The organism is Afipia sp. GW823-FHT06G09, assembly GCF_058794875.1.
Genome location: NZ_JBXAHF010000007.1, coordinates 45508 through 71998, shown reverse-complemented (window position 1 = coordinate 71998; position 26491 = coordinate 45508). Strand labels below are relative to the sequence as shown.

The following is a 26491-nucleotide window of genomic DNA, read 5'->3' as shown; positions in this document are numbered from 1 at the left end:
CTATCGCGGAAGCGGCATCGAAAACCCGTCGAATCCGACAGGTGTTCGATGGTCAGCACGCGCGTCGTCCATGCTCGGCAAGTGATTGAGATATCGTCGAATTATAAGGGGTTTGCTTTGACCGATCGATCGCCTGAGACCGCGCCGTTAAGGTTTCGTTAACCCTATTCTCCTTGCCACAGGAGGAGAATCGCACATACTGGCGCCAGATTGGGCCAGATGCCGCATTCTGGCGCCATTTTGTTCTCGGAGCCGATTGAAATGGGTGCGCTTCCGCCTTTCGAGTTTGACGAGAAGATTTTGGCGCAAGGCGCCGAAATCTCCCGCCGCCTCGACCAGCTCCGAAACGAAAAATTTCCGCCCGATGCGAAGAAGACCCTTCGGCGTTTCCCAATGGCGGAGGTTGCTCACTATCTGGGAATCACCCCTAACAATCTGAAGCGACTTCATTTGGAGGGTAAGGGACCGGAGCCGCTGCAAGAAACAGGCGGTCGGCGTTTCTATACAGCCGAGCAAATGACGGAACTCCGTCACTACCTCGACAAGAACGGTCGGTCCGATTCCAAGAAGTACGTCCCGTGGCGGAAACCGGGCGAGAAGCTGCAAGTCATCGCGGTCGTCAACTTCAAGGGCGGCTCCGGTAAGACGACGACGGCCGCCCATCTCGCACAGCACCTTGCGCTGACCGGCCATCGCGTGCTGGCAATTGATCTCGACCCGCAAGCATCGCTTTCGGCTCTGCACGGGTTCCAGCCGGAGCTTGATGGCAACCCCTCCCTCTTTGACGCCATCCGATACGACGAGCAGCGCCGACCGATCGCCGATATCATTTCTCCCACGAACTTTCCGCTCCTGCAGATCATCCCAGCGAACCTTGAGCTGCAAGAATTCGAGTTTGAAACGCCTTTGGCGATGCAAGCTGAAGCTGCGGAAAAGAGGGTGGAGGGCAAGCGGTTTTACAACCGGCTAGGCCACTCGCTATCCGAGATTGACGACCGGATAGACATCGTCGTGGTCGATTGTCCCCCACAACTCGGTTTTCTCACGCTCACCGCCCTTACTGCCTCGACGTCGGTACTGGTGACGGTCCATCCGCAGATGCTGGATTTGATGTCGATGAGCCAGTTCCTGCTTATGCTCGGCAACTTCGTCAAATCGATCAGAAAAAGCGGGGCACCGGTCAAAATCGACTGGCTGCGCTACCTGATCACCCGATACGAGCCGACTGACGTGCCGCAAACCCAAATGCTCGGCTTCATGCAGTCGATGCTGGCCGAGGAAATTCTGAAGCACCCAATGGTGAAGTCCACGGCGATTTCCGACGCAGGCCTAACGAAGCAAACGCTGTACGAGGTCGAGCGCGCGAGCTTCAACCGAGAGACCTATGACCGTGCGATCGAAGCCCTCGACGCGGTCAACTTTGAGATCCAGGGCCTGATCCATCGCGCATGGGGGCGGTTGTGATGTTGACTGCCGTCAAAACAGGGAAAAAGAGAGGCATTTTCAACCCGATAGGCAAATTCAGGGGACTTGCCGATGGCCCGTAAAAACCCCTTCGCCAAACTTCTGAATGACGACGCCAAGCCGGCGGATCGAACCGCTGTCGAGTATGCCGCCAAAGGCGCATCCCGCACGATCCTGAACACGCTGGACGAGATGGCAGCGCGCGCGGACCAACTGGCCGCCGGCGAGACCATCGTTGAGCTCGACCCGGACCTGGTCGACGCTTCGTTCGTCCGTGATCGTAGAACCGAGGACGAGAAGGAGTTCGAAGAACTCCTGGAGGCGATCCGCGAGAACGGTCAGAACTCCCCGATTCAGGTCCGTCCTCACCCGACGTCGCCTGGGCGCTACATGGCTGTTTTCGGCCACCGCCGCATCCGGGTCGCAAAGACGCTCGGCCGCAAGGTGCGGGCTGTAGTGAAGGATATCGCCGACCGCGAGCACATCATCACGCTCGGGCAAGAGAACTCCGCACGTGCTGACGTTCCGTTTATCGAGCGTGCGCTGTTCGCGGCCGGCGTGGCGCGCCTCAAGCATGACGAGGACAACGCCATTGTTCTGAAGGCCCTATCCGTCGACCGGACGACGCTGTCTAAGATGCTGTCCGTGGCGGGCCTCCCCGCTGCCATCCTGGACGCCGTTGGCGAAGCCAAGGCCATTGGCCGCGACCGGTGGTATGAGCTCAAGCTCCTGATGGACAAGCCGTCCAATCACGATCTTGCACTTGACGTGATCGGGGAAGACGCCTTCCGGGAGCTTTCTAGCGAAAGCCGGTTCGATCGGCTCGTGCAGCGCCTCAAAGCGGGTCGACCGTCGAAGCGAAAACGGTCAGGCGCAGAGAAACGCAGTTGGTCGCCGGCCGGTAGTTCGATGTCGGCTGAAATCATTGCCGACACGAAGCGCTTCACCCTGGCAATCAAGGCTAAGGGCGCAGAAGCACGGGCGTTCGGCGATTACCTCTCGGACCACCTGGATCGCCTCTACGAGGCGTTTCAGCGGGATTCGACGCACAACAGAAAGGAACCGTAACCGCAAAAGAAAAAGGCCCCCGAAACGAATTCCGGAAGCCCTTCTCACAGATTGACACCTAGAGAATCGCATTTCCGCGAATCGCAGTCAAGAGTCACCCAGCGTCACGACGTCGTTTTCGGCGAGCCGATTTCTTTTGCCTAGCGATAGGTGAAGGAAAATGCACAGAAGTTCTGCGACGACGCCCCATGGGCGGCGGACGATGTTGCTCGCCTCCAAGAAACTCGGCCCCCTAAACACGCGCAATAAGCCAGCGTTTGGAGGCCGCCATGACTGATATGGCGCACAGCCTGCGCAAGGCCACCCCGGAGAGCCTCAGCGTGCATCAGCTCGCGAGGACCTATCGGGAAGCCAAGACTCCCCCGGTCAAGCGGATCGACGCCTTGCGCGTCGCTAAAGCCGGCGCGGCCGCGATGGGTCTTGGAGCGGCGAAGATCGCCCTCCTCGACCTTCTGTTCGGGTCGTCAAAGGCCGCGGATTGGGAAACGCCCGGCCGGCCGCCGATCGTGTGGCCGTCCAACGCGATGCTTGCGCGTAAGCTGGGCGTCGCGGTCAATACCGTGCGCTACCACCTCCGAGGCCTCGTCCACGCCCGCCTGGTCGCGCACAGCGACCACCCGACGTACCAGCGCCGCGGCCGCCGGGACGAGCATGGTCAGATCGCGGAAGCCTACGGCATCGACCTGTCGCCGATCGCGGTGCGCTTCGCCGAGCTGTCGGCGATGGCCGAGACGGCCGAGCATCACGCCAAGCAGTGGAAGCGCTATTCCGACCGCCGCACCTGCCTGCGCAAGGAGATCCGGTCGATCCTCGCAAACGCGGCCGAACGCAAGCTCGCCGGCGCCTGGGATCATCTGCAGGCGCGTCTCGATGTCCTGTGCGAAAGGCGGCCGTGCGAGCTGGACGAACTCGTCGTTCTTGTCGGCGATTTTGAAGCGCTCCGGGATGACGCTGAGGCGCTCTATGGCGATGTTCAGACCCCTCAAAAATTTGACACCGCGGTGTCAAAATATGAACCTCTACTAACTACAGCCGACCTTCAAGAATCTGAAAATAGTAAGGATGAGCAGCGTCGTGCTAACGCACGACGAGTCATTCCATTTCCCGCCTCCGGCGAGTCAACCGAAAGAAAAAACGATCCGTCGACAGCGGGCCGGCAGCCCTCAAGTCCCGCCGCAAATCGGCTCGCCGAGGATATCCAGGTCATTTCGCTGCCACTGATCCGCGATGCCTGTCCGGTCGTCTCCGAAATCGCGCCTGACGCTTTCAAAAGCTGGCACGCCCTGCGCAGCCAGGGCGGCTTACTCTGCACCTACAGCGGGATCAATCCGCAGGTCTGGCGGGAGGCTCAGGAGGACCTCGGCCCAGATCTCGCAATCGCTGCTATGGCGGTCACAGTCCAACGGGCCACCGCAGGCAGCGTGGCCAAACCTGGCGCCTATCTGCGCCGCCTCGTTCAGCTCGGACGGGAGGGCGAATTGCATCTTTCCCGGTCGCTGTTCGCGATGGCGAAGCCGGGGGAGGGTGAGACGGTTGCGCGACCCAGTGGGGAGCTCCGAACGTCGGCGTCGGCTTTCGTGCGGCATGCCGTGTTCCCGTCCGACGGGTCGATCTATTCCACCCACTGGGGCGACATGGTGCGCAGTCACGCCCCGGCGCCGACGCCGGATCTCGACGTCGTCGCGCAGGCGTTCCGGTCTTGGGCACGGCAGAAGGATATTGGCCTGGACGCTCCAGGCATTGAGAAGACCTTCATCGGGTTCTGCAAACAGTGGAAGTCGCGCAGGTGACAGGGTCCGGGCGGGTCTCAGAGGCCAACGGCTTTGGTCAGATTGACCCGGAAGCGGTCCCGCCGGCGCTGATAGCCGCGGGTTTGCTCGGCGGCGGCGTGGCCAAGTTGCTTTTGGACGTACCGTTCGTCGACCTCGGCCGAGCTCGCGAACCCGGCGCGCAAGGAATGCCCGGCGAACTTCCCTTCCCGGTCGCCTTCCGGGAGATCGCCACGAACGCCGGCGGCGAGGGCGGCCGCCTTGACCAACCGCGCGACTTGCTTGTCGGTCAGCCGGTCCGGCCCGACGTCTTTTCCGCCGTCGCGGACCCGGCGGAACAGCGGGCCGTGGCCGATCCGGGCGAGCTTGAGCCAGGTCTGCAGGGCGACGACGGGGCAGGTCGCGTCGGAGGAGCCGCGGCCGATCTCGACCTCGCGCCAGCCGGTTTTACCGCGCAAGGTGACGACCATGCCGTCCTTGAGGATCTCGATCCAGCCGCTACCGTCTCCGGTCTGCTCCGGCCCGACATCGAGGCCGACCACCTCGGAGCGCCGCAGACCGCCGGCGAAGCCGATCAGCAGCATGGCGCGATCGCGCAGGCCCCGCAGACTGCCGCGATCGAACGTCTCGAGCATGGCGATGACGTCCTCGGGCAGCACGGCCTCCTTTTTGACCGGCGGCCGGCCGTGGGTGCGGCGGATGCCGGCCAGCACGGTCGCGATATGCCGGTCCTGGCGGTCGAAAGCGAGGCCGCGCTGGCGGAAGTGCCAGCTCAGGGCCGACAGCCGGCGCTCGATCGTCGAGACCGCGTCAGGCTTCGGCCCGGCCTTCCCGGCGGCGCAGGCGGTGATGTAGAGCCCGATGGTCTGGACGTCTGGGGGGAGGGGATCGAGGGCCTGCCGCCGGCACCAGGCCGTGTAATGCCGCCAGTCCGCCCCATAGGCCCGACGGGTGTTCTCGGCGCTGGACGCCTTGATGTAGTCGCGCGCCCGGTCGGCGAGCTGCTCCAGATGCGCCGGCAGCCGTGGCGGCTCGGCCGGAAGAGGGGAGGGGAGGCCGCCCTGCGCCCCGGCCGGCTTCTCTCCGGGCGACGAACCGACACCCGGCGACGGGCTCTCAGGCGGCGCGGGGCCGTCCTGGGCGTCAAATGCGGGGTCGCGCGGAGCGTCAGGGCTCATTTCGCTATATAATGCCGAAAACGTCCGATAATGCAAGATTATCGGACGTTTTTATTTCTCGACAGGCGCGGCGGTTTGACGTGAAATTCGTTGCCATAAGCGCCGCGTTGAATCATGCTCCGGCATGGCCCCGCGCGCGCGAATCCTCCCCGAACCTCCGCCGACCTTTGCACCGGCGCCGTCCTGGCTGCGCCGGCGCGCCCCGCCCGACACCGTCACGGAAGCGGTGTTTTACGCCGGCGCGGCGCTGGCGGCGCTGCATCCGATCGCCCGCGACGAGCACAAGCTCGGCCTGCTGTGGCGGCAGCGCCTGGCGCTGTCCTGCGCCGCCGCGCTCGCGCGCCACGGCGGGCGTACGGAGGATGAAGCGACGCTGCGCGACCACTGGTATCTACGCAAACCGGGCGACGATCCGGGTCCCGGCGGCCGCATCCTCGATGCGTGGCGCCGGCTCGGCGAACGCGCGACGAGCGACGAGAAGGAGTGGATCTGGGCCGTGGCGCCCTCGCTCGGCCATGGGCTCAACTCGCTGCCGATCGAGATCGTCGAGCTCGCCGCCCGCCACACCAACCGGGCGCACGCCATGCCGGTGCTCGCCGCCGCGGAGATCATCGCCGCGAGCGGACGTGTCCTTCCGGACGAGGGGCTGCTGCCGCTGTGGCTCGCCGACGCGGTCCTCGCCCACCAGCTTCGCTGGCAGGCGCCGGTGCCGCTGCTCGCCGCGCATCTGTCACGCGGCGCCCTGCGCAAGGCGCCGCAGCATCTCGAGGGCGAGACTGTGTTTATGAGCGCGCTCTGCACGGCCTACGCGACGGCGGCCGTCACCGCGATCGACCTCTATAACGATCTCGCCCGCCGCGCGACGCGCCTGCTCGCGGTCGCGCCGAACCTGCGCGGCAGGGACGCCGACCTCACCGTGTCCATACTGATGAGCGAGGATGCCCAGCCCGCCGAGCAGGGCAAATCAGCCAGCGACCGCTCCAGCCGACGTCTGTTCGAGCGCCTGGTCTCGCTCGGCGCGGTGCGCGAGCTGACCGGCCGTCCGACCTTCCGACTCTACGGGCTCTGACGATGGGCCGGCGCGCACGACAAAAGGAAGGTCTCGACACCGAACTCGCCGACCTGCCGCCCGAGCTGCGCTGGCGCGAATGGATGGGCCGCGTCGAGGCCGTCATCTTCGCCTCGCCCGATCCCGTGACGCGCGAGGTCCTGACGCGCGTGGTCGGCCGGGAGTGCAATATCGATCTGATCATTGACGACATCCGCGACGAGCTGCGCGGCCGTCCCTACGAACTCGTCGCCGTCGCCGGCGGCTGGCAGCACCGCACCCGCAAGGTGTTCGCCACGGCGATCCGGACCGCGACCGGACTGGGCGACCAGGTGCGGCCGCTCTCGCAGCACGAGACCCTGATCCTGATGTGCATCGCCTACTACCAGCCGATCACCCGCGGCGAGCTCGGCCAGTTCTTCGGCAAGGAGGTCAGCCGCGACCTGATCGGCCACCTGCGCGGTCTCGGTTTCATCGCCTCCGGCCCGCGCGCGCCCCAGCCCGGCGCGCCCTACACCTATGTCACCACCAACGGGTTCCTGTCGCACTTCGGGTTCAATACGCTGCGCGACCTGCCGGACATGGAGATGCTCGAGGACGCCGGACTTCTCAGCAAGGACAAGCTGCTGGCGGGGGATTTCCCGGACCCCGTGCCGGCAGAAGAAGAGGGCTACGGCGAGGACGATGGCGAAGAATCTGCAGATCGGACAGAGACAGGCTAGCCGCATTTGCCAGATGTCGGCCGCCGATCGGCTCGCATTTATCGCCGAAGGCCTGCCGATCATACACGCCAGCGCGATGGGATTCTGGTCAGCCTCTGCAGAGCTCCGAGATAAGCCGCGCGAAGCCGAAGTGCTCGCGGGATTTGCCAAGGAGGAGGCCGCGAAGATCCTCATCCTCTTCGATATCGTGCGCTGCCCCGAAAAGCTGGTCGGCGGCAGGCTGAACAAGCTGATCGCCCGATTCTATGGTCACCTTGAGCGGCTGATCTACGCTCAGCTCTCGGAGTGGTGGTTCACGGATGTGGCGGATCTCCGCAAGGCCGTTGAACCGCTGCGCAAGGCCCACGACCTCGAAGGCAACATGGGCGAGTACATCGTCCCAAACGACGTCCTCTATCGGCGGGAGAGCAAGCTCTACGCCGACGTCGAGGCTTACGAGGATGGCACGCCGGTTTGGAATGCGCCGGTCGTCTACCCCAGCGGCTTCCCGGCGCGCATGCCGGCCGTGGTTCAGGTCGTGGAGGCGATGGCCGCGTGCGGCATGTTCACACTCATGGGGCTGCAGGCCGCAGCTGAGGTCTGGGGTCAGGTGGAGTTTCAGGAGAGGGAAACGCTGCACGATGCGGAGCGCCTGACGCAAGAACTTGTGGCCCGGCTGATCGCCGAAAGCCTGCCGACCAAATCCGCCAACCATGACCATGTCGGTGCGCTATACCGCCACTGGCCCTTACCGATGTACAATGTCGAGCTCGACCCGATCCTTGTGACGCTTGAAGAACTGAAGGCCGAGCAGGATCGCCTCCTCTGGGCCGAGATCGGGGATTCCTGGTGATGCCGAGAGTCAGGCGGTCCTAGCAGGAATTGGCGGGGATAGGTGTCGCGCAGAAGTTCCGATCGCAGCCGCGTTAGGTGAGCAATCACTAGAGCTGGTATGTTCAGCAAATGCTGAAAATCGCCATTCAGTGAAAATAGCTTGACATATTTCACTGTAATAGTCATTTTCAGCAAATGCTGAAAACCTCGGAAACCGTGAATGCTCTCGAGAGGCAAGCGGCGGATGTCGTCCGAGCGTTGCTGCAGAGCGTACCAGTCATTCGCCTCGACAAGATGGAGCCGGCGCCTGCCGGGTCCGACTTCGATCTTGTCGCGGCGCTGAGCGTTGACGGGCACAAACGGCTCCTGGTGTGCGAGGTTAAAAACATCGGCCAGCCGCGGCATGTCCGTGCGGCCCTCCTTCAGCTTCAACGGGCGGCCGAACGGTTCGAGCCGCCGGCGACGCCCGTGTTCATCGCCCCTTATCTTTCTCCGCAAGCGCAGGCACTTTGCCGCGATTTCGATGTCGGTTTCCTCGATTTCGTCGGCAATGCGCGGATCGCCTTCGACACGGTGTTCATCGAGCGCCAAGTCGATACGAAGCCGGCCGCCGTTCAACGAAGCCTAAAATCCATCTTCAAGCCAAAATCCGCGCAGGTGTTGCGAGTACTCTTGCGCGACCCCAAACGCGCATGGCGCGTCGCCGAGCTCGCGCAAGCATCTGATGTCAGCCTTGGCCACATCAGCAATGTGCGAAGCGAGTTGGTGGATCGCGAATGGGCCGAGCTCACCGATGAAGGTTTTCGGCTGTCGCAGCCGGATGGACTGCTTGATGCTTGGCGTGAGGCATATGAGCAGCCGTCGGGTGAGCGGGTAGAATTCTACACGACGCTCCACGGTCAATCCCTGGAAGCCGCCGCGCGCCACGTCCTGCATTCCGGGCCAGATACTGCGAACGCCATCCTTGCTTCCTTCTCGGCGGCACATTGGCTCGCTCCCTATGGGAGAGTTTCAATCCAGTATTTCTACGCGGATGCCGCCGGGCTCACTGTTCTGCAGACTCAGCTGAAGCTGTCACCCGTTCGATCGGGAGCAAACGTCACTGTGACAGTGCCGAAGGATCACGGTGTTTTCCAAGATGCCGTAACGCCTGCGGCCGGCATCGTTTGTAGCAGCCCCGTTCAGACCTATCTCGACCTTGCCGTCGCCGGAGAGCGCGGTGCCGAAGCGGCCGACCACCTGCGACAGGAGCTTCTCACGTGGCGAAAATAGTGCCGCCTGATCCGCAATCCGCGTCTGATTACGAGGACCGCACCACAAAGGCCGTGAAGGGCGTGCTGGTCGAGATCGGTCAGATCCTCGGCACCTTCAAGGGCAAGTTCGCCGTGATCGGCGGCGCGGTTCCCTGGCTCCTTCTCGATAACGAGGATATGCCGCATGTCGGCACGCTCGATGTCGATCTCGGGCTCGATGCGGAAGCTTTGGGCGATGGTGAGTATGTCACCCTTGTCGAGGCGCTTATGGGTCAGGGCTATAAGCAGCGCGAAGAACTTCGCCGCTTCCAACTCGTCCGCCAAGTACCCGCTGATGACGAAGGTGCTCCCATCGACATCGTCGTCGATTTCCTCATGCCGCGGCATGCCGAGATCGTGAAGAACAATCCGCCGATCCTAAGTGATTTTGCGGTTCAGCGGGCCGACGGGGCGGATCTCGCGCTCCGCTTCTATCAGCTCGTCGCCATCTCCGGCGACATGCCGGATGGCGGCACCAATCGTGTTGAAGTGGCGGTCTGCTCGATTCCCGCGTTGCTGGCGATGAAGGGACACGCCCTCAACGGCCGACACAAGCAGAAAGACGCCTACGACATCTATTACTGTATTCGAAACTATCCGGACGGGATCGAAGCCTTAGCAGACGGCTGCAAACCGGTGCTCGAGCACGCAAGCGGCGCTCAAGGTTACAAGTTCATCTCTGATAAATTCGATTCACCGGTCGGCTATGGCGCCACGTGCGTCCGCAAGTTCGTGGCCGAAACAGCGATCCTCGACGGACGAACGCCCGAGCAATGGCAGCAGGACGCCTTCGGGCAGGTGGATGCCTGGCTGCGAGCCCTCGGTCTGCGATAGCGCTGAAATTTGCGGTTTTTAAAAAGAGACAATTGATTGGGGGGTAACGTTGGGGAATTCAGGCTCGCGCTGGCTTCGATGGGAGCCACATATTCATGCTCCCGGGACAGTGCTCAACGATCAGTTCAAAGGCACGGACAGCTTCGAACAGTACCTCGCCAAGATCGAGGCAGCCTCGCCTGCCATTCGCGCGCTGGGTGTCACCGACTACTATCTGCTCGACACCTATGAGCGTGTCCGCGACGCGAAGCATCGCGATAGCCGGCTTGGAGGCGTCGACCTTATCTTTCCGAATGTCGAGCTCCGCCTTGCCTTCGGGACCGTCAAGGGAAACTGGGTGAATTGCCATCTCCTCGTCAATCCGGACGACCCTGACCATGTCGGAGCCACCCAACGTTTCCTGGCGCAACTGACTTTCGAATATTCCGGGGACCGCTTTGCGTGCACTCCTGACGAGCTGATACGGCTCGGCTCGAAGATCGATGCCGGTCTCTCTGGCCGCGCGGCACTGGCGCGCGGCGCGACGCAATTCAAGGTCAGCTTCGAACAGCTGGCCGAGCTTTACCGGGCGATCGATTGGGCCAAAGCCAACATTCTCGTCGCTGTCGCCGGGAGTGAGCACGACGGGACCTCGGGGATGCGCGGCGAATCCGACGGCGCGCAGCGTCAGGAGGTCGAACGGTTTGCGCACGTCATTTTCGCAAGCGGCGCCAGCCAACGCGATTTTTGGTTGGGGCGCAAAGACAGTGCGACGCCGCAAGAGATTCGCGCTCGATACGGCGCGCTCAAGCCGTGCCTGCACGGCAGTGACGCCCATGAGACCGCGAAGGTCGGAGTTCCCGACGGAGATCGCTATTCCTGGGTCAAGGGCGGCGCCCACTTCGACTCACTGCGTCAGGCGGTGATTGATCCCGCTGGGCGCGCGTTTGTCGGCGTTGCGCCTCCGATCCGTGCCACGCCGTCTCAGGTCATCTCCCGCGTGACGATCCAAGACACGTCGTGGGCAGCAACGCCGAGCGTCGAGCTCAATCCCGGCCTTGTCGCCATCATTGGTGCGCGAGGTTCGGGAAAGACGGCACTGGCCGACGCGATCGCGGCCGGATGTGATGCGGCTTCGGAGCATCTCAGCTCCGCCTCTTTTTTGGTGCGGGCAGGAGAGCTTCTCGACGGAGCCAGCGTCCGGCTGGACTGGGGCAACGGCGAACCTTCCGAGCGCGAGCTGCTCGACTACCAGTACGATGCCGACTTCGACGGGCGGTTTCCCCGCGCACGATACCTCTCACAGAAATTCGTGGAAGAGCTGTGCTCGGCGGACGGGATGACCGACGCATTATTGCGCGAGATCGAGCGGGTGATCTTCGAGGCTCACCCGGACAAGGACGGAACATTTCAATTCGATCAGCTGCTGGAATTGCGCGCGGCGCGCCATCGGCTCGCGCGTCAGCGCGAGGAGGAAGCGATCGGCACACTGTCTGACAACATCGGGCAGGAGCGGGAAAAACGCCGGCAGACCGCGGGGCTGAAGCAGCAGCTTTCTCAGAAGGAGCGAACGGTCAAGGGCCTGGCAGCAGACCGCGACAAGCTGATCGTGAAGGGCACGGAAGCGCGGGCCGATCGGCTGAGCGTCATCGCCAATGCCGCGGAAAAGGTCCGCTCCTACGTCCGGTACTTCGCCAACCAGGAGAACTCACTTCTTTCCCTGCAGGACGAGGTGAGGGCCTTTCGTCAGAACAAGGCGCCGGAGGCTCTGCGCCAGACCAAGTCGAGCTTCGTGGCCGCCCGCCTAGAGGACGCGGACTGGCAGGCCTTTCTTCTCGAGTATCATGGCGATGTCGATGCTGCGCTCTCTGCAAAGCTCAGCGCGGCACGAACGAACGCGGCGAACTGGCGCGGGATGCCGCCGGCACCTCTGGCCGATCCCAATCGCTCTTATCTTGCGGACAATGCTGATCCGGAGAAGACGGCGTTGGCGGTGCTCGACGCGGAGGCAGCGCGGCTTCAGGCTTTGATCAATATCGACAGCGAGACCGCCAAGAAGTTTGCTGGCCTGGTCAAGCGCATCGCCGAAGAGAACACCCAGATCGAAACAACGCGTGTGACGCTCGCCGATTGCGAAGGGGCGGCGGCCCGCATGGCGCAACTGAGTAAACGCCGGCGGGAGACATATCTTCGCGTGTTCGAGTCGATCATTGCCGAGGAGCAAGTATTACGCGACTTATACCAGCCTTTGGTCGACCGCCTGCAGGCAGCCCAAGGCACTCTTCGCAAGCTCTCCTTCTCCGCCCGCCGCCATGCCGATGTCAAACAATGGGCTTCGCTGGGGGAGAAGCTCTTTGATCTGCGACGAGCAGGCGATTTCAAGGGAAAGGGCTCTCTTGAACAATGGGCGAATGCCAATCTCCGCCGCGCTTGGGAGACGGGTGATATCAATTCGATCGACCAGGCGATCCAGCAGTTCACCGATGCCTGGCAGGATGAGCTGCTAGCCGTGGCCAATGTGGCAGCGCACGATCAGGCTGCATATCGGAGCTGGCTGATGCGGTTCGCCAAATGGCTGTTTAGTACCGATCACATTCAGATCTCCTATAGCATCGATTACGAGGGTACCGACATCACAAAGCTGTCGCCGGGCTCACGAGGGATCGTGCTGCTTCTCCTATACCTTGCGCTCGATGAGAACGACCACAGCCCGCTGATCATCGACCAGCCGGAGGAGAACCTCGATCCCAAATCAATATTCGATGAGCTCGTCAGCCTGTTTGTTGCCGCCAAAGCCAAGCGACAGGTCATCATGGTCACGCACAACGCCAACCTGGTCATCAACACGGACGCCGATCAAATCATCGTTGCGACCGCAGGGCCGCATAGTCCCGGCGAGTTGCCGCCGATCACCTATCAATCCGGAGGCCTGGAGGATGCGGACATGCGAAAGCTCGTCTGCGACATTCTCGAAGGCGGCGAGGCGGCTTTCAAGGAACGCGCTCGGCGGCTGCGGGTCAGTCTCGAACGGTAGCTCCGCCGGGATTCCAGCCATTTCGCAAGTCAGCGCCAACCGCATGGGTTCGAAAGCACGTTCATGAAGCGGGAGTCCGGCACCAGAGGGCAGAACGAATTCGCAGGCTGGGGCGAGCCGGAGGGGTTTCACGTTCAACGATCTGATCCAGATCGTCTCGGGTGGGACTTCATGCTCGAGGCCGATCCGCAACGCTCTGGCGACATTCCTCTCGATCAGCAGAATGAGCTTCCCAAGTTCCTCATTCAAGTCAAGGCAACCGAGCATGCGACAATGATCCCTCGGATCAAACTCTCGGCTCTGAAGCACCTGGTGGACTCCGACCTGCCGGCGGCCATCGCGATTCTTTTCTATAGCAGGGGTAGAAGGCGCTCGGTGCGCCGCTTGATCGTGCCGGTCGACGAAGGCCTCATAGCGGACACCTTGCGCCGGGTTCGCGAACACGAGGCTCGGGGCAATCGCGATATTCACACCGTCAAGGTGCCGATCTCGACTGATCGAGCGAGAGAAATCGGGCGCGACGGTGAGGGCTTAGCAGACGCTCTGCACGACATGATCGGCACCTCGTCCAGTGACTACGCTGCCAGGAAGAGTCACTTCCGCGAAACCTGCGGCTTCGACGACGAGCCCGTCGTCGGCCGCTTCTTCGTGCCAGGGGCGGATGCGCGTCACAAACTCGGTGAGCTCTTCCTCGGGGGCAGAAGAGAGATCGAGATCAATCACCTGACCGTCGAACGCCGACGTTTCGGCATCCCGTTAAGCAACGACCAGCTCTACCTCCGCGACGCCATCCTCGAGATGGATGCGCCCGCGCTCTTTTCTGCCTCGATCGAACTTGAGTCACACACCGGTGATTGGATCGCGCTACCAGTCGACGTCTTCGTCGTTCCGCCCTTGGCGAGAGATCAGGACCGTTCGAAAGTCCGGTTCGCCAACCGGTTCTTCGAGGTCCTTCTCGACTTCGAGAAGGAATGGGCGGGCATCACTTTCGACTATGCTGGCGACCGCGTTGTCGAATTGGAAGAGGCTGTCTCGATAATCGAGGTTGGCGCGATTCTCGCACGTCCGCGCAAGAAGGTGACGATCAGCTTCAAGAGTGCGCGCATGGAGCTGCCAGCAGCCGACGATGAAGGCCCGTTCCAACACTGGATTCCCGTCGCCTCGGTGCTTCGGAGGATCTGTTCGGCGGTTACTCGCTCAGGCCGGCGCCCGCACGGCCCGCTACGGCTGGCGACGTTCTACGATTGGGTTGAAAAGCACGCCGAGCTGATAGCACTCGGCTCGACTCCGGGCGTCAACCTTTTCTTCCCCCGATGGCCACAGGACGAACTCGTCGATCAACAGGACGCAATTCTGACCCCGATGACAGTCGAGTTGGCGGGCCTGCAATACACCGCCGTCATCGAGGTGCCCATCGTCTCGGCAGCGCGCGATGCAACAGAAGTCAAGATTGTAGGCGGGCAACCAATCCTGATTAGTGATGTCGTCCGCGCCGCAGGCGCCGACGTGTCTGACTTCATCGACGTTGCAGTGGAGGCGGCCAAGCGGCGGCGGAACATCTCGGGACCCGTGCTTGTCGCAGGCGGAATCGAACTGTGGTCGAGCGGTGCCTCATGATCGATGAGAGCTATGGCCGGGAGCAAGGGACTAGCGCTGCAGCTCGGATGGATCGCGCGCTCTCCACGATATTCGATCGCGCCAGGACCAGCCTAGCTTGCTGATCTATTCGAATCGCTTATGCTGACAACTGGCTAATCCGGCTATGCCGTCCACATTGGCGAAGCCTGCGGGCAGGAATGAACGATCATCCCGTATGAACCTCTCTCCAAGGTGCGCGGGCCAAGTGGACACGCCATCACAAGCACCGTCGGGGCGGTTTCATGCGAATCCATTTTTCTGATCTCGGTCGACCGAAACAGGTGGCAAAATATCTGGCCCGTGCCCGGGCCGAATTGAGTCTTTCTACGGTGCAAGAGGCGCTCGCGCGGGCGCTCGGCTACCGAGACTGGCATGAACTGTCGATCGCTGCTCGGCCGAACAGCGTCGCCGCAACGGAACAGGCTAGTATCGAGGATGCCTTGCGCGTCATTCTCAAGCTCGCTGACGTTCTCGCCCTCAGCGAAACGGATGTCCAGCACGCGGTGTCGAAAGCCCGACTACTTCGATCGACGCCATGGACCATCGATGACCACATGCTCCTGCGTACCTCCATCTGGAGGCAGCGCGTCTTCGGCACCGCCGGCCGTGGCAAGCCCGGAACCGTCGTGAGAGACCGAGCCCATAATTCCAATGCGCCGGCCTATCTGCGCTATCCGGGCCGACCGACACGTTTGCTTTTTGACACGGGATTTGGTGACCGGGCGGACTTCGAGGTTGTCACCCCACGCTCCCAACTCCCAGACTTCGTGCCCTCTCGGATCTGGTTGCCATACGGAATATGGAGGCTGAACGATAAATCGGAGATTCTGTTCTCGCGCGACTATCTGCCGTTGTGGCGGATTTCGAACGATCATGCTGAGCGCGTTGCGCCTTGGCTTTGGATCAAGGACATCGTCGAGGAGAAGCATTTCGCCAGTCCTGGCACTGCCACGTGGGCCTCGGGCACCGCTAGGGAGAAGGCTGTCGGTTACTTGGAGCAGCATCGTATCTCCGAATTGCCGAGGCTGACCGATATTATGCCCCACCTCTTCGAGCTCCAGGTCAATTCCCTACAAGACGGCGTCGCACGCCTCTATGCCGCTCGACCGGACAGTGGGCCCTTGCCGCATTATGCTCAGCTCAACGCGCGCATTGTGGGCTAACCCACGGCCTGTCGCCGGCTCAAACTGAAAAGTGCCTCGAATCTGCTAAGTAAGGAGGTATTCAGGGGCTCGAACGACATGGTTGCAGTGAAAAAGAAGAGTAACCCGCCGCTAGATTCACGTTTCAGGTTTGCCGAAGACTCGTTTGCGCGGTTGACGGGAGGATGGGACTCCCACCTTCGAACTGCTGTCGGCATTGCCGATGGCGAGAGATATCTATTGCGTTTGTTCAAGAAGACGGGAACAGCGCTCGACGACGATCTAAGAGCAATTGCCGCCCGCGGACTGAGGCGAATTCGACGCGTGCTTTCGTCTCGTCGCGCTCGCGACGTGCTGGTCGATGTCCTTGAAATTGCGGAAGACCAGAATGAGCTCGCCATCGTCATGGTGGATCCGGGAAGTCCGATTTCTGGCCCATCGCAGCACCGGAGGACGAGGGAGGGGCGCTATCTGACGAGCACAAGTCGCGGTGTCTTCTGGCGAAACATGATTCGCGTCGCAGAAGCACTCGCGCTTTGTCACGACGCCGGTATCGTGCACGGTGGCGTCGGTCCGCATTCGATATTTTCACATAGAGACAACAGTGCCGATTATCGTCTCGGCGGTGTAGAGGCCTGCATCCACATCTCGGATGGCGATCTCGAAGCGACCGGGCACCTGCTGCGCGCCTCTGCCGTGATCTCGTTCCGGCAGGACTGGATCGATCTGGCTGCCGTTGCCGGCGCACTCCTTGGCCTCGACGGCGACACTCCTCCCGCGCTTCTGTCCGTCGAACGCCGAATGCTTGAACGGCTTGCCAGTCCGCCCCAGTTTCAGCTCTTTGATGGAGCGGTCGTCCTCGATGAGCTGCGAAATGTCATTACCGAACTCGACAGGGTTGGCTCGACCTCAGATGGCGAGCTAATTCTCTATCCGTCGAGGAGTGTCGCTCAGAGCGATTTGTCGTCCCTCTCTTCGGGCACCATACCTGCAGCCGACAGTGCCGCGATCATGCAGTTTGTCGCCGACGATCTGCTTTCGACCGGCGTTCGCCTTGTCCCGGCCGGACAGGATACCGCGCGCCTCATGACGGATCTTGCGATCTACAAGATACGGATCATGAGCGACTTTGTCGGCATGATCGAGGGGGCGCACCAGCGTCGCGCAAACGAATGGATGAACGGCGCAGTCGACATCGTCCATCGACTGCACCTCTCGAGAAATCGAGCGAGCGCCGAAGAGCGGGTTCGAAACCTCGGGCCAGGCGCCAAGCGTTGGCACGACCTCCTGGCTCCAGTCCGCTCTGCCGACAGTACGACCGATGTTCCAGTATGGTTCGCTCTCATCCTTCTCGAAGCCTTCACCCTGCTGAGGGAACAGTTTCGCCTCTATCCCGTCGATGTGCGTGCCCCAACTAACGCCGAGGCGAACATCGTGTGGCTGACGCCAAGTGATGACGCAGAGCGCGATGCGCAACGCGAAACGATGGGGCTGCTCCCAGCAGCTGAGGCGCTCAAGCGCGAACTGAAGTACGACGACGGAAAAGCAAATTGGACGCTATCACAAACAGCGGGCCTCGCGATGGGCCGCGAGCGCGTGCCTGAACTCAGCTACGAAGGCAGCGGCTTCATCAAGGGGAAGACCGCGTTCGCTTTCGGAAGCAACCTGTCGATCCAAACCGGGCAACGGCTTTTCCTCCGTCCTCGCAAGGACACTGGTGCCGAGCGGGCCATCCGGCGACGGCTACAGAACATTGTGGCCGCCAGGTCCAATGTCGAGCTCTTGAGAGCACTGGACGATCCAGCCCAGGTTGCCATGGATGAGGTGTTGCGCGACATCGCCTCCCCCGGCCCTCCACCAGCGGATGCTGACATGGAGCGATCTAAGATCGAGGCTTGGGAATCGATCGTCGCTGGCAGATCCATCAATGTGGTTGTCGGGCCACCGGGTGTGGGCAAGACCTTTTTGATCTCACACCTCGTGAAGAGCATTCTGCACAAAACCCCCGATGCTAGAATCCTCGTGTCGTCTCAGAACCACGAGACGCTCGTTCACATGGAAGACGAGCTTCGCAAGTTCCTCCCCGCGGCTTCCACCATCGTCGTTCGCGTCGAGCGATCTCGCTCCAGCGAAAAAGAGAGCACGCTGAGGCGAAGCTCACATTCTCTGCTGCGCTCCGTGTCGAAACCTGACCCGGCCAGCGCCGCGATCATGACGAACCAGCTCAATCAAATTGTCCAGGCACTCAAACCTGTAGATACCTCGGAGCAGTCGATCGCGGATCGCGCTCTCCGCGACACCGACAATCTGATGCTGCGATCATCGGATGTGACGCTGGCTACTACGTCGTCGCATATTCTTGAGGAGATGATTGCCGATGGCGAACAGTTCGACTGGGTCCTGATCGAGGAGGCGGCGCGGGCTAACGGTGCCGAACTGATCGGTGCTCTGCTCCTGGGAAACCGCCGGGTAATGATCGGTGATCACAACCAGTTATCGCCCTTCGATGCGGGGGACCGCCAGAAGTTCTACGATGCCAGCCGGGCTAGCGAGCTTCTGCGGGATGCAAAGGAGAAGCTGGTCTCGATCTCCGACCTGCCGGGCGAGGTAGAGGTTGCCCTCAATGCGCTGAAGGCAGATCAATTTCTGCTCAGCGACGTTCTTGCCATTGCATCTCGACTTGAAGAGCCCTTCAAATCGATTGCTGCGCGAGAAGAGATCAGGGCTAGCGAGACCGGGCGCTCCAGCACGATCGCCAATACGCTGCACGAGCAGAGCCGCATGCATCCTGCAATATGCGAGCTGGTTTCTAACACCTTCTACAAGCGACAACTCGTGTCTTCGGATCGAGCGAAGACTCGCACGCAGGCCGTGGAATGCGCCGACGGATTTCCCGCTTCTCCAGTCGTCATTCTGGACGTTCCCTCGCTTAGCGTGGTCAGAAGGCGGGCTTTTGAACAAACGGTGAAGCGCTCTTATCGCAACGAGGTCGAGGCGACAGCGCTGCTGGCCGCCGTGGCCAAGCTCCGCCCTGTCATTCGTGAGGGTGAGCCCATGCCGACCCTCGTCGTGCTGTCGCCTTATCTTGCGCAAGTCAATCACCTCGAACGGCTGGTCAAGTCTCTGATCGACGTGTCCGCTGGCACTCTGTTCGGCTTCGCTAGCCCACGAGGCGATGGAAAGTTCGTCTACACGAGCGACAGCTTCCAGGGCGGCGAGGCCGACCTCGTCGTTGCCAGCCTTGTTCGAAACAACGTCCTCGTCGGATCGAGGGCTCTTGGCTTTATGAAGAACCCTCAGCGCCTGAACGTGTTGCTCAGTCGCGCGAAGCACAAGCTGGTTCTCGCAACTAGCCGCCAGTTCATCCGTAATGCGGTGGAGGGCATTGACCCCGACGCGGTCAGCGATGAACTCGGCTTTCTACGGATCATGCTCGACGAAATCGAGCGCTTGTCCGATGCCGACTTTCCGTCGGTCGGCAAAGGCGCCTTCGTCATCCCTGTCGATGAGCAGGGGAGGCTATCGCAGTGAAAAACATTTACATCCCGGCGTGGCACTACCGAGCTCCCGGCATCGTCCAGCGGATTTGGGGCTGGAGCCCAGTTGAGGAAATGATCCTGCTGTCACTCGATCGTAGTCCGGGAACGACCGAAGACGTTTCCAAGATTCTCAAGATCCCACGACAGGTCGTCGGCTCTACGGTAGCCCGACTTATGCAATTCGGGCTCGCCGAGGTCCGGCTGTCGCCGCAACCGGTCCTATCCACAAGCAGCGTCGGTCACGACTTCATTCGCACGGGGCGCGCACTTCCGGAGCGTACCGCCGATCGCGAGATCGGCATCAGCGTCGTTTACGAGAAGGTCGGACTATCCGTGTTCAGAACGAGGGACGTTAACACGATCCCCGTCACCAAACTCCCCGCCAAAGGTGCAATCATCACCTTTCCCGAAGGCGAGCCGCCAGAGACGCACTACTCGATGATGCAGCGTGTTAACGAGTTTATGGTGGGTATGCTCAGGCCTGGTGAATGGCTGCGAGGCGTTCAGGCCAACAGCTCGTTCTTGGAGCCGAGATTTCTGGTGCTCGACCTCGACGAAGTCGGGGCCGGCGTTTTGCCGCAAGGCTCAAGCGACCAACTCGTTGAAGCCCTTAAGGGGACAATCAAGACCGGGATTCTGCCGAGAACTACGTCTCCGCCACCGGAGCGTCCCCTATCCATCGAGACGCGCTTTGATCCCGATCAGCTTGTCGTAGGCGCCGAGCAGCATTTGCAGCGCTTCGAGCAGATTGTGGGCGCGGCAAAATCCAACATATTTGTTCTGTCGACTTTCGTGGCCGCGCAGTCCGATGAAAAGGGCAGGGATCGGCGGGAACGCATTGTGCGGGCATTGGAGGGTGCGTGCGAACGCGGCGTCAGATGCCACCTCTTTTTTGGCACATCGCTCGATCGCGCCAAGCATGCTGCGGCCATGCAGGAATTGTATCTTCGCTTGTCCGCCGCAAGGCAAACAAGGGGCTACCTGCAGGTGCAAAGGGATCCTGTCGGCAGTCATGTCAAGTTCCTAGCAGCCGACGACGGTCACGATGGCGCGGTTGTTCTGATGGGGTCGTGCAATTGGCTCCACTCTCCATTCTCGGCCGTTGAAGTCTCGGCCGAGCTCAGAGAGGGCAATGCCGTCTCAGAGGGGCTAGATTTACTCCGTGAGATTGTTTCCAAACTCGCCAGTGCAAGCCGATCCGTGGAAACGCTACAGTTCATGGCGTCCGAACTGCGACGTCAGCGAAACAAGCTGTCGAACCCCGAAGAAGACGAGGCACCATTTGCCAAGCTGACGATTCTGCATGCCGCCGACCACGAGCGTCTACTGCGCGTTGCTGCTCACGATGCGCAGCAACGCTTCGTCTGCTGTACGAACAAGGTCGGGGCAAACATGGTGCCAGCCCTATTCGATCCAGCTGAGATCGCGGGAAGGCGGCTGAGTGATGTCCGGATCTACTATTCGCGCCGTTCTGGGCCGGTGAAACGCGGCCACGTGACCAAGCACCGCGAACGCCTCCATGGCATAGTCGAACTCATCGGCGTGCCCGAACCGCAGTTGCATGCGAAGTTTTTAGCCTGGGATAGCGACCACGTCGTCGTCAGCAGTTTGAACTGGGGTTCGCAATCAGGTCTTGAGGACAACCCGCTGGATGAAATCGGCTTGTATCTGGAAGGGCCGAGCCTCGCGACGTCTTTGCTCGAGAAGTTCGAAACCGAATGCCGGTGACCGACGAGAATCGCACCCGCGTCGTTACCGGCATCTGCCGGCTGACCGGCGCGTTGCGCAACGCGATGCACCCACTTCGCGGAATTGGACCGGCTGACGCTCGCCGATCTCGTCGCCAGCCGGGTCAGAATCGCTCAGCGTCTGGCACTGGCGTCATGATCCGCAATGCCCATCAGACTCGGCCACAACGACCGTTGAACATTCAACTCGGTCAAGGAGGCTTCCAGCTCGACGCAAGTGCGCTCGCCGAGCGGTTCGGATTGTCGGCGGAAGCAATGCGTTTGCTCATGAATAAGCAGTTGATGCGTGGCATGGTCGAAAAGGGCGAGGGCGTGGATGCTGGGACGTGGCGTCTGTCGATGCGATACGGCAACCGCATGTGGCGTGCCGTCTTGATGAAGAATGGAGAATTGCGTGAGGAAACCGTCGGCGTCGCCTCGGTGATGCAAGCCGCGAAGAGCAAGACAGATGGCGAGCGCTAGAGTGACAGCGACAAAGCCTCTCGCCATCCTGATGCTTGCGTCGGCGTGGGCGGGGTTTCTGATCGGCGTGTCGTTTCTTGCCACGCCAGTGAAATTCTTGGCGCCAAGCCTCACGCTCCCCGTGGCGCTCGACGTCGGCCGACAGACCTTCACTGTCTTCAACCGTTGCGAAATCGCGCTTGCGATTGTTATGCTGCTTCTTGTGGTCTGGGAGCGTCGTTCGAAAACGTCGATAGGACTGGCGGCAATCCTCGCGCTTATTGTTCTGACCCAGACAATCTGGATGTTGTCGGTACTCGACACGCGCGTCGAAACAATCCTGCAGGGCGGCGCACTTGCGCCGTCTTCACTCCATACGCTGTATATCATCGTCGAATGCGTGAAGCTCGCGTTGCTCGTCGCCATTGCGAGCGTCACCGCCAGGATGGTTATCCGGCTTGTCCTCGAAGACATGTAGATTGCACTTCGACTATGCAGGCGAGCCATAAATGCCGGGTCAACGGGTTTAGTTTCGAACCATTCAAATTCTTTAGTATGTGCAATACCTTGATGAGTATTGCCGCGCCGGCTATTTGTTGCTGACGCTCCCGTCGAAGCTAGGTCGCGCATTCTCGTAGACGCCGTCCAAGCCGCATTCTGCGCACGGATGAGTACGAGGATGCAGCCAGCCATGTCGCACGAACTTGACATCGAAACTGCCCGTGCCGAGTTGCATCGCGCCGTCATGGCGGCATTCTGCAACACGCTTCATGCCAGCCTGCTTCCACCAATGACCGTCATGGCGCTAACGGCCGCGGCTGTCGGAGCGATCTACAGGGACATTGCCGACGAACATCGTCGCGACACTGTATGTCCCTGCGGCTGGCAGCCCTCGACGAGCGCTGACGTGGAGGCACTTCAATCCGCACTCGCCAGCACGGTCGAGGTTCGTCCGCTCGCCGATCTCGCCATCGTTCAAGTCGTGGGACGTGCCTGATGCGGAATCCGGCCGCCGCAGCAACGGGCGGCTGGACACGCCGCATCGTCGCGAGCAGCGGTCCGACGGCTATCGCTCTGACCGGGCATGTCGCGATATTGCTTGCGCTTTCCTTCGTCGGACGGAGCGATGTCATCGTCAGTGAACTGCCCGCAGCAATCATGGTCGAGATCGTCATGGCTCCGCCGAGCAGGTCGGCAGCCAGCCTGTCGGCTCAGGATGCGACGGTCGAGCCTGTTCCACCGGCTCCTGCCGAACCATCGGGAGACGATGTCGTCGATGCTCCGCCCGAACAGCAAGAGCTGCCCGCACGGCCCGTCACGACAGCGAGTTCCAATATCGTTCCCGCGGCGTCCCCGAAGCGAGCTACCTCGAGGGCGGTCGCTGCGCGCAATCCGCCGTCGGCGAAGCGACGCGCGTCCCTTGTGATGGGGCCGATAGCAGAAGCAACTGGCGCATCGGACGGGCCTGCCGGCGGATCGGCAGGACGTGAGGGAACGAGCGTGTCGCTCGCGGACGTGCCCTCGATCTGGAAGACGCGACTTCTCTCTCATCTCGAGCGCTTCAAGCGGTATCCGGACGCCGCGCGCGCACAACGCGCACAAGGAACCGCGTTGCTAAGCTTCGGCATGGATCGGAACGGCCATGTGCTCGGATACTGGCTCGTGCGCTCCTCGGGATATCCCGAGCTCGATGACGAGGTGCTCGCCATGATCGAACGCGCATCGCCCCTGCCGCCCGCGCCGCCCGAGTTAGGGACGGAGGTCGTTCAACTCGTCGTCCCTGTGCGCTTTCGAATGTAGCATCGCCGCAAGCGGGACCTATCTGTAGAGGCGGAGAGGATTGTCCTCACGTCTTCTCAAGACCTGGAGGTGAAATATGATCCGGAAGATCAGTGTCGCAGGCGCTCTCGCAGCCATGCTCCTTGCGCCCGCATCGAGCCTTGCCGGCGTCAATGTCCGATTCATCAGTCCCGAGCGCTACTCCGATGCAGGCGCGGGCGATGGTACGCTTGCGGCCCTGCGCACGCACCTTCAGCGCCTCGGCGAGCGCTTTCTCGCGCCCGGCCAAACGCTCACCGTCGACATTTTGGATGTCGATCTCGCCGGCCACTTCGAGCCGTGGCGCCGCAATCTCAGCGACGTGCGGATTTTGCGCGACGTCACACCGCCGCGAGTCAAACTACGCTACGTGCTGACCGACAGAGGCAAGCGCGGCCGAAGCGGCGAGGATAATCTGACTGACATCAACTATTAGATGAATCCGTTCGCGCGCTCCTCCAGCGACCGGCTCGTATACGAGAAGGCGCTTCTCGATGACTGGTTCAAGCGCAACTTCGACGTTCGCGGCGGCGCGTCCCGAGGCCGATCTTGAGCGGCGCCAGCAATAATCGGATTGCAGACGCCGCCGCGCTCGACGCCTGCATCGGCAAGACACCAGGTCCGATGAACCTGAAGGTGGTCGATCACCTCGACGCAGGTGCGCGGAAGTGGCTCGCCGCGTCGCCATTGATGTTCGCAGCATTTGCGTCGCTTTCCGATGTGTCGGTGACTCTCGCTGGTGGCGAGCCTGGCTTCGTCGATATCGCTAGCGAAGGTCGCTTGCGGATACCCACGACGTTGATTGACGATTTCCCCTCCGTTCAAATCGGCGGCGGCTTCGGTTCGCTGTTCTTGATACCGACGATCGGCGAGACCCTTCGCGTGAACGGCCGCGTTGCCGCCATCGATGCCGAGGCAATCGAGATCGCGGTCGAGGAGTGCTACGTCCACTGCGCCAAGGCACTGATCCGATCGGATTTCTGGATGGCGCAGCCTCGCGCCGACACACCACACGACGCTGGTGATTTCCTCGCTGCAAGCCGGTTCATCGCCTTGGCAACCGCCGACGCGCAACAACATGCCGACGTCAGTCCTAAAGGTGATCCTCTCGGCAAGCTCATCCGCCTCGAAGACAATGCCGTGCTGTTTGCGGATCGACCCGGCAATAGGCGCTACACAGCCACGCGTGGCGATCGTGGCGTTGATTCCGGGCGCGCAACGCGTTGCACGCCTTCACGGCGAAGCCAGCATCTCAGCGAACGATCGGGTCCGCGCGAGCTTCGCGGTGCAGGAGAAGACTCCGCTGCTCGCCACGCAAATTGAACTGGCCCTCATCGATATCGTAGATAGTCCAGCTTTGGCGCGCGCGAAGCTATGGCCGGCCAAGCCGCCTGACGAGACTGTCGATCCGGCCGCAATTCTCGTCGGTCATATCAAGCTCAGCAAGGAACGCGGGCTTCAGGCGAGCCTTGTGCGCAGCGCCGTTTCCGTCCCCGGCGTCATGCGCAAGGGATTGCAGCACGACTACAAGACCAACCTATATTGACGGTCGGGAGGCCCCCGCGCCTCAGGTCTTTTTCGCGGCGTAGAACTCGACATACATGCGCATCGGCGTGCTTGCCGGCGCAACCTCATGCAATTGCTCTGGGGAAACGACGCCGGGCTTTCCCGGCTCGAGCACGTCCTCGCTCGGCGGGTCGTAGATCCGATAGGTGAGGCGGCCTTCCAGAACATGGATCAGCGCCCATGTCCCTGCCTTGGTGCTGTGTTGCTTCCGAAGCGCCGCCGGCAGCGTGTCCTGATTGAATTCAAGCGAACGACTATAAGCCTCGACGTCTGAAGGAAGGTCGTTCATGTCCAGATGCTCCCGACACTAGAAGAGATATCTTTCCTCGACCCAGCGAAGCAGCACCTTCGCGTCGTGCTCGGGAAGACGCACACGCGACTCGCGTAGCCCTTGCGCGATTGTCTCGCCGACTTCGGGAGAGACCTTGTTGCCGTGCGTCATCAGGAAAAACCAGGCGAACGGAATCCCCATCATCCGGTCGATCTGCTCGACGCGATCCATGAGCATATGGACGGAAGCATCGCCCGCCTCCAAGCGCTCATCCGGCAGACGCAGCGGACGGGTGATGAATGCGAGCTCACGCTCGCCCTTGTGTTCGTAGTCCTTGATGTCGAGCGCCCAATGCTCATAGACGCGACTCGTGCGCGCGCTCGACTCCTCCCAATCCTGAAAGAAGCGAACCTCGCGCGGCGTGAAGTCGAAGTAGTTCGGTTGAAGATCGAGAAACGGCGTCCGCGTGCCGTCGGAGCCGACCCACGCGCTCCGCTCTAGTTCCGGCCGTCGCGCCTCGCGCTTGTCGCGCTCGAGACGCGCACAGCGCGCGAGAAAAGTACGGACATACACGACGCTGCTGGCGCGATTTGGCCTGTAAAGCGGACCCGCAAGCACCTTGTCGTCTGACATCTCGTCGTGCGAGATCCATGACGGATCGAGCAGTTCCTCTTCGCCCCACGGCCGGCGTGATGGGTTCACGATCCGACCCGCGCACCATTCGGTCTCGCGACCGAGCGAAATCTGCACATAGTCGGCCGCGCCGGGTCCTGTCGGCGCGAAAGCATAGACGCTGTTGCCGTGCCATTCCGAAATCTGGAGATCGGTGTCCTGCAACCGTCGCCAGACGGCCGCGATGTCTCCATTATCTTTCGCGAGTTCGGCTTTCATCCACGGCCGGTACTCGGCGATCCGCGTTCCGTCGGCGGCGAGCACCGAACGCGTGTCCCGCCAATACTGGTCGTCGACGCTCACCGCCGAGAAAGCAAACCCTGGGAAAGCCTCGCGTAAGGCCGCTGCCAAAGCGGCCTCATCGGCGCCCGCCGGCAGGCGCGCCAGGACGGCCTCGACCGAACCCTGGTCAGGCAGTCTGGTGGGTGCGTTCTCCGACATCTCAGCCATGTGGC

23 protein-coding genes are annotated in these 26491 nt (G+C 61.6%); 20 read left to right on the top strand and 3 right to left on the bottom strand.

The features are described 5' to 3' along the window. Positions 1-261: 261 nt before the first annotated feature. The 3 genes from repA (at position 262) to repC (ending at position 4322) form a co-directional block, all read left to right on the top strand. Complete coding sequence (gene repA, locus AC1Q67_RS24595; protein WP_453997998.1) at positions 262-1464, top strand: plasmid partitioning protein RepA; 1203 nt, start codon at positions 262-264, stop codon at positions 1462-1464. Between the two features lie 72 nt (positions 1465-1536). Continuing rightward, positions 1537-2532 (top strand): plasmid partitioning protein RepB, encoded by a 996-nt coding sequence (repB, locus tag AC1Q67_RS24590; RefSeq protein ID WP_453997969.1) that lies wholly within the window; start codon positions 1537-1539, stop codon positions 2530-2532. 269 nt (positions 2533-2801) lie between these two features. Next, positions 2802-4322: a plasmid replication protein RepC gene (repC, locus tag AC1Q67_RS24585; protein WP_492237806.1), complete on the top strand. Its 1521-nt coding sequence runs from the start codon at positions 2802-2804 to the stop codon at positions 4320-4322. 17 nt (positions 4323-4339) lie between these two features. Here repC and AC1Q67_RS24580 read toward each other — a convergent pair whose 3' ends face one another. After that, positions 4340-5518, bottom strand: a complete 1179-nt coding sequence (locus AC1Q67_RS24580) for a site-specific integrase (protein ID WP_492237874.1) — start codon at positions 5516-5518, stop codon at positions 4340-4342. Between the two features lie 85 nt (positions 5519-5603). On the opposite strand from AC1Q67_RS24580, the gene AC1Q67_RS24575 reads away from it, so the two are divergent. From AC1Q67_RS24575 to AC1Q67_RS24495, 17 genes are all read left to right on the top strand, one after another. Beyond that, positions 5604-6548, top strand: coding sequence for a DUF1403 family protein (locus AC1Q67_RS24575; protein WP_492237804.1), 945 nt, complete (start codon positions 5604-5606; stop codon positions 6546-6548). Positions 6549-6550: 2 nt separating this feature from the next. After that, a complete protein-coding gene (gene scpB / locus AC1Q67_RS24570) occupies positions 6551-7249 on the top strand; it encodes an SMC-Scp complex subunit ScpB (protein ID WP_492237803.1) in 699 nt (232 codons plus the stop codon). After that, positions 7212-8081, top strand: coding sequence for a hypothetical protein (locus AC1Q67_RS24565; RefSeq protein ID WP_492237801.1), 870 nt, complete (start codon positions 7212-7214; stop codon positions 8079-8081). Before scpB ends, AC1Q67_RS24565 begins: the two co-directional genes overlap by 38 nt. A gap of 176 nt (positions 8082-8257) precedes the next feature. Then, positions 8258-9334, top strand: a complete 1077-nt coding sequence (locus AC1Q67_RS24560; RefSeq protein WP_492237799.1) for a type IV toxin-antitoxin system AbiEi family antitoxin — start codon at positions 8258-8260, stop codon at positions 9332-9334. Positions 9335-9396: 62 nt separating this feature from the next. Continuing rightward, positions 9397-10188 carry a nucleotidyl transferase AbiEii/AbiGii toxin family protein gene (locus AC1Q67_RS24555; protein WP_492237797.1) on the top strand — a complete coding sequence of 264 codons (792 nt, stop codon included), beginning with the start codon at positions 9397-9399 and terminating at the stop codon, positions 10186-10188. A gap of 49 nt (positions 10189-10237) precedes the next feature. Then, the gene (locus AC1Q67_RS24550) at positions 10238-13201 is read left to right on the top strand and encodes a TrlF family AAA-like ATPase (RefSeq protein ID WP_492237795.1); all 2964 of its coding nucleotides are present in this window, start codon (positions 10238-10240) and stop codon (positions 13199-13201) included. Positions 13202-13264: 63 nt separating this feature from the next. Then, positions 13265-14818 carry a hypothetical protein gene (locus tag AC1Q67_RS24545; RefSeq protein WP_492237793.1) on the top strand — a complete coding sequence of 518 codons (1554 nt, stop codon included), beginning with the start codon at positions 13265-13267 and terminating at the stop codon, positions 14816-14818. A gap of 263 nt (positions 14819-15081) precedes the next feature. Further along, positions 15082-16002: a hypothetical protein gene (locus AC1Q67_RS24540; protein WP_492237792.1), complete on the top strand. Its 921-nt coding sequence runs from the start codon at positions 15082-15084 to the stop codon at positions 16000-16002. A 219-nt stretch (positions 16003-16221) separates the two neighbouring features. After that, positions 16222-19512 (top strand): DEAD/DEAH box helicase, encoded by a 3291-nt coding sequence (locus AC1Q67_RS24535; RefSeq protein WP_492237872.1) that lies wholly within the window; start codon positions 16222-16224, stop codon positions 19510-19512. Continuing rightward, positions 19509-21248, top strand: a complete 1740-nt coding sequence (locus tag AC1Q67_RS24530; protein WP_492237790.1) for a hypothetical protein — start codon at positions 19509-19511, stop codon at positions 21246-21248. The genes AC1Q67_RS24535 and AC1Q67_RS24530 overlap by 4 nt, the downstream gene beginning before the upstream one ends. A 155-nt stretch (positions 21249-21403) precedes the next feature. Next, positions 21404-21730 carry a DUF6522 family protein gene (locus AC1Q67_RS24525; protein WP_492237788.1) on the top strand — a complete coding sequence of 109 codons (327 nt, stop codon included), beginning with the start codon at positions 21404-21406 and terminating at the stop codon, positions 21728-21730. Between the two features lies 1 nt (position 21731). Beyond that, positions 21732-22187, top strand: a complete 456-nt coding sequence (locus tag AC1Q67_RS24520; RefSeq protein WP_492237786.1) for a DUF4149 domain-containing protein — start codon at positions 21732-21734, stop codon at positions 22185-22187. Between the two features lie 213 nt (positions 22188-22400). Next, positions 22401-22706, top strand: coding sequence for a hypothetical protein (locus tag AC1Q67_RS24515; protein WP_492237785.1), 306 nt, complete (start codon positions 22401-22403; stop codon positions 22704-22706). Next, a complete protein-coding gene (locus AC1Q67_RS24510; RefSeq protein WP_492237783.1) occupies positions 22706-23509 on the top strand; it encodes an energy transducer TonB family protein in 804 nt (267 codons plus the stop codon). The genes AC1Q67_RS24515 and AC1Q67_RS24510 overlap by 1 nt, the downstream gene beginning before the upstream one ends. 76 nt (positions 23510-23585) lie before the next feature. Continuing rightward, positions 23586-23963 (top strand): DUF3016 domain-containing protein, encoded by a 378-nt coding sequence (locus AC1Q67_RS24505; protein WP_492237781.1) that lies wholly within the window; start codon positions 23586-23588, stop codon positions 23961-23963. A 113-nt stretch (positions 23964-24076) separates the two neighbouring features. Then, a complete protein-coding gene (locus AC1Q67_RS24500) occupies positions 24077-24850 on the top strand; it encodes a PNPOx family protein (protein ID WP_492238175.1) in 774 nt (257 codons plus the stop codon). Continuing rightward, positions 24813-25073 (top strand): hypothetical protein, encoded by a 261-nt coding sequence (locus AC1Q67_RS24495; RefSeq protein WP_492238174.1) that lies wholly within the window; start codon positions 24813-24815, stop codon positions 25071-25073. The genes AC1Q67_RS24500 and AC1Q67_RS24495 overlap by 38 nt, the downstream gene beginning before the upstream one ends. Before the next feature lie 21 nt (positions 25074-25094). Here the strand turns inward: AC1Q67_RS24495 and AC1Q67_RS24490 are convergent, their stop codons facing one another. Both AC1Q67_RS24490 and AC1Q67_RS24485 read right to left on the bottom strand, forming a co-directional pair. Beyond that, positions 25095-25382, bottom strand: a complete 288-nt coding sequence (locus AC1Q67_RS24490) for a TehB family protein (RefSeq protein ID WP_492237775.1) — start codon at positions 25380-25382, stop codon at positions 25095-25097. Positions 25383-25400: 18 nt separating this feature from the next. Further along, positions 25401-26486, bottom strand: coding sequence for a hypothetical protein (locus AC1Q67_RS24485; RefSeq protein ID WP_492237774.1), 1086 nt, complete (start codon positions 26484-26486; stop codon positions 25401-25403). Positions 26487-26491: the final 5 nt, after the last annotated feature.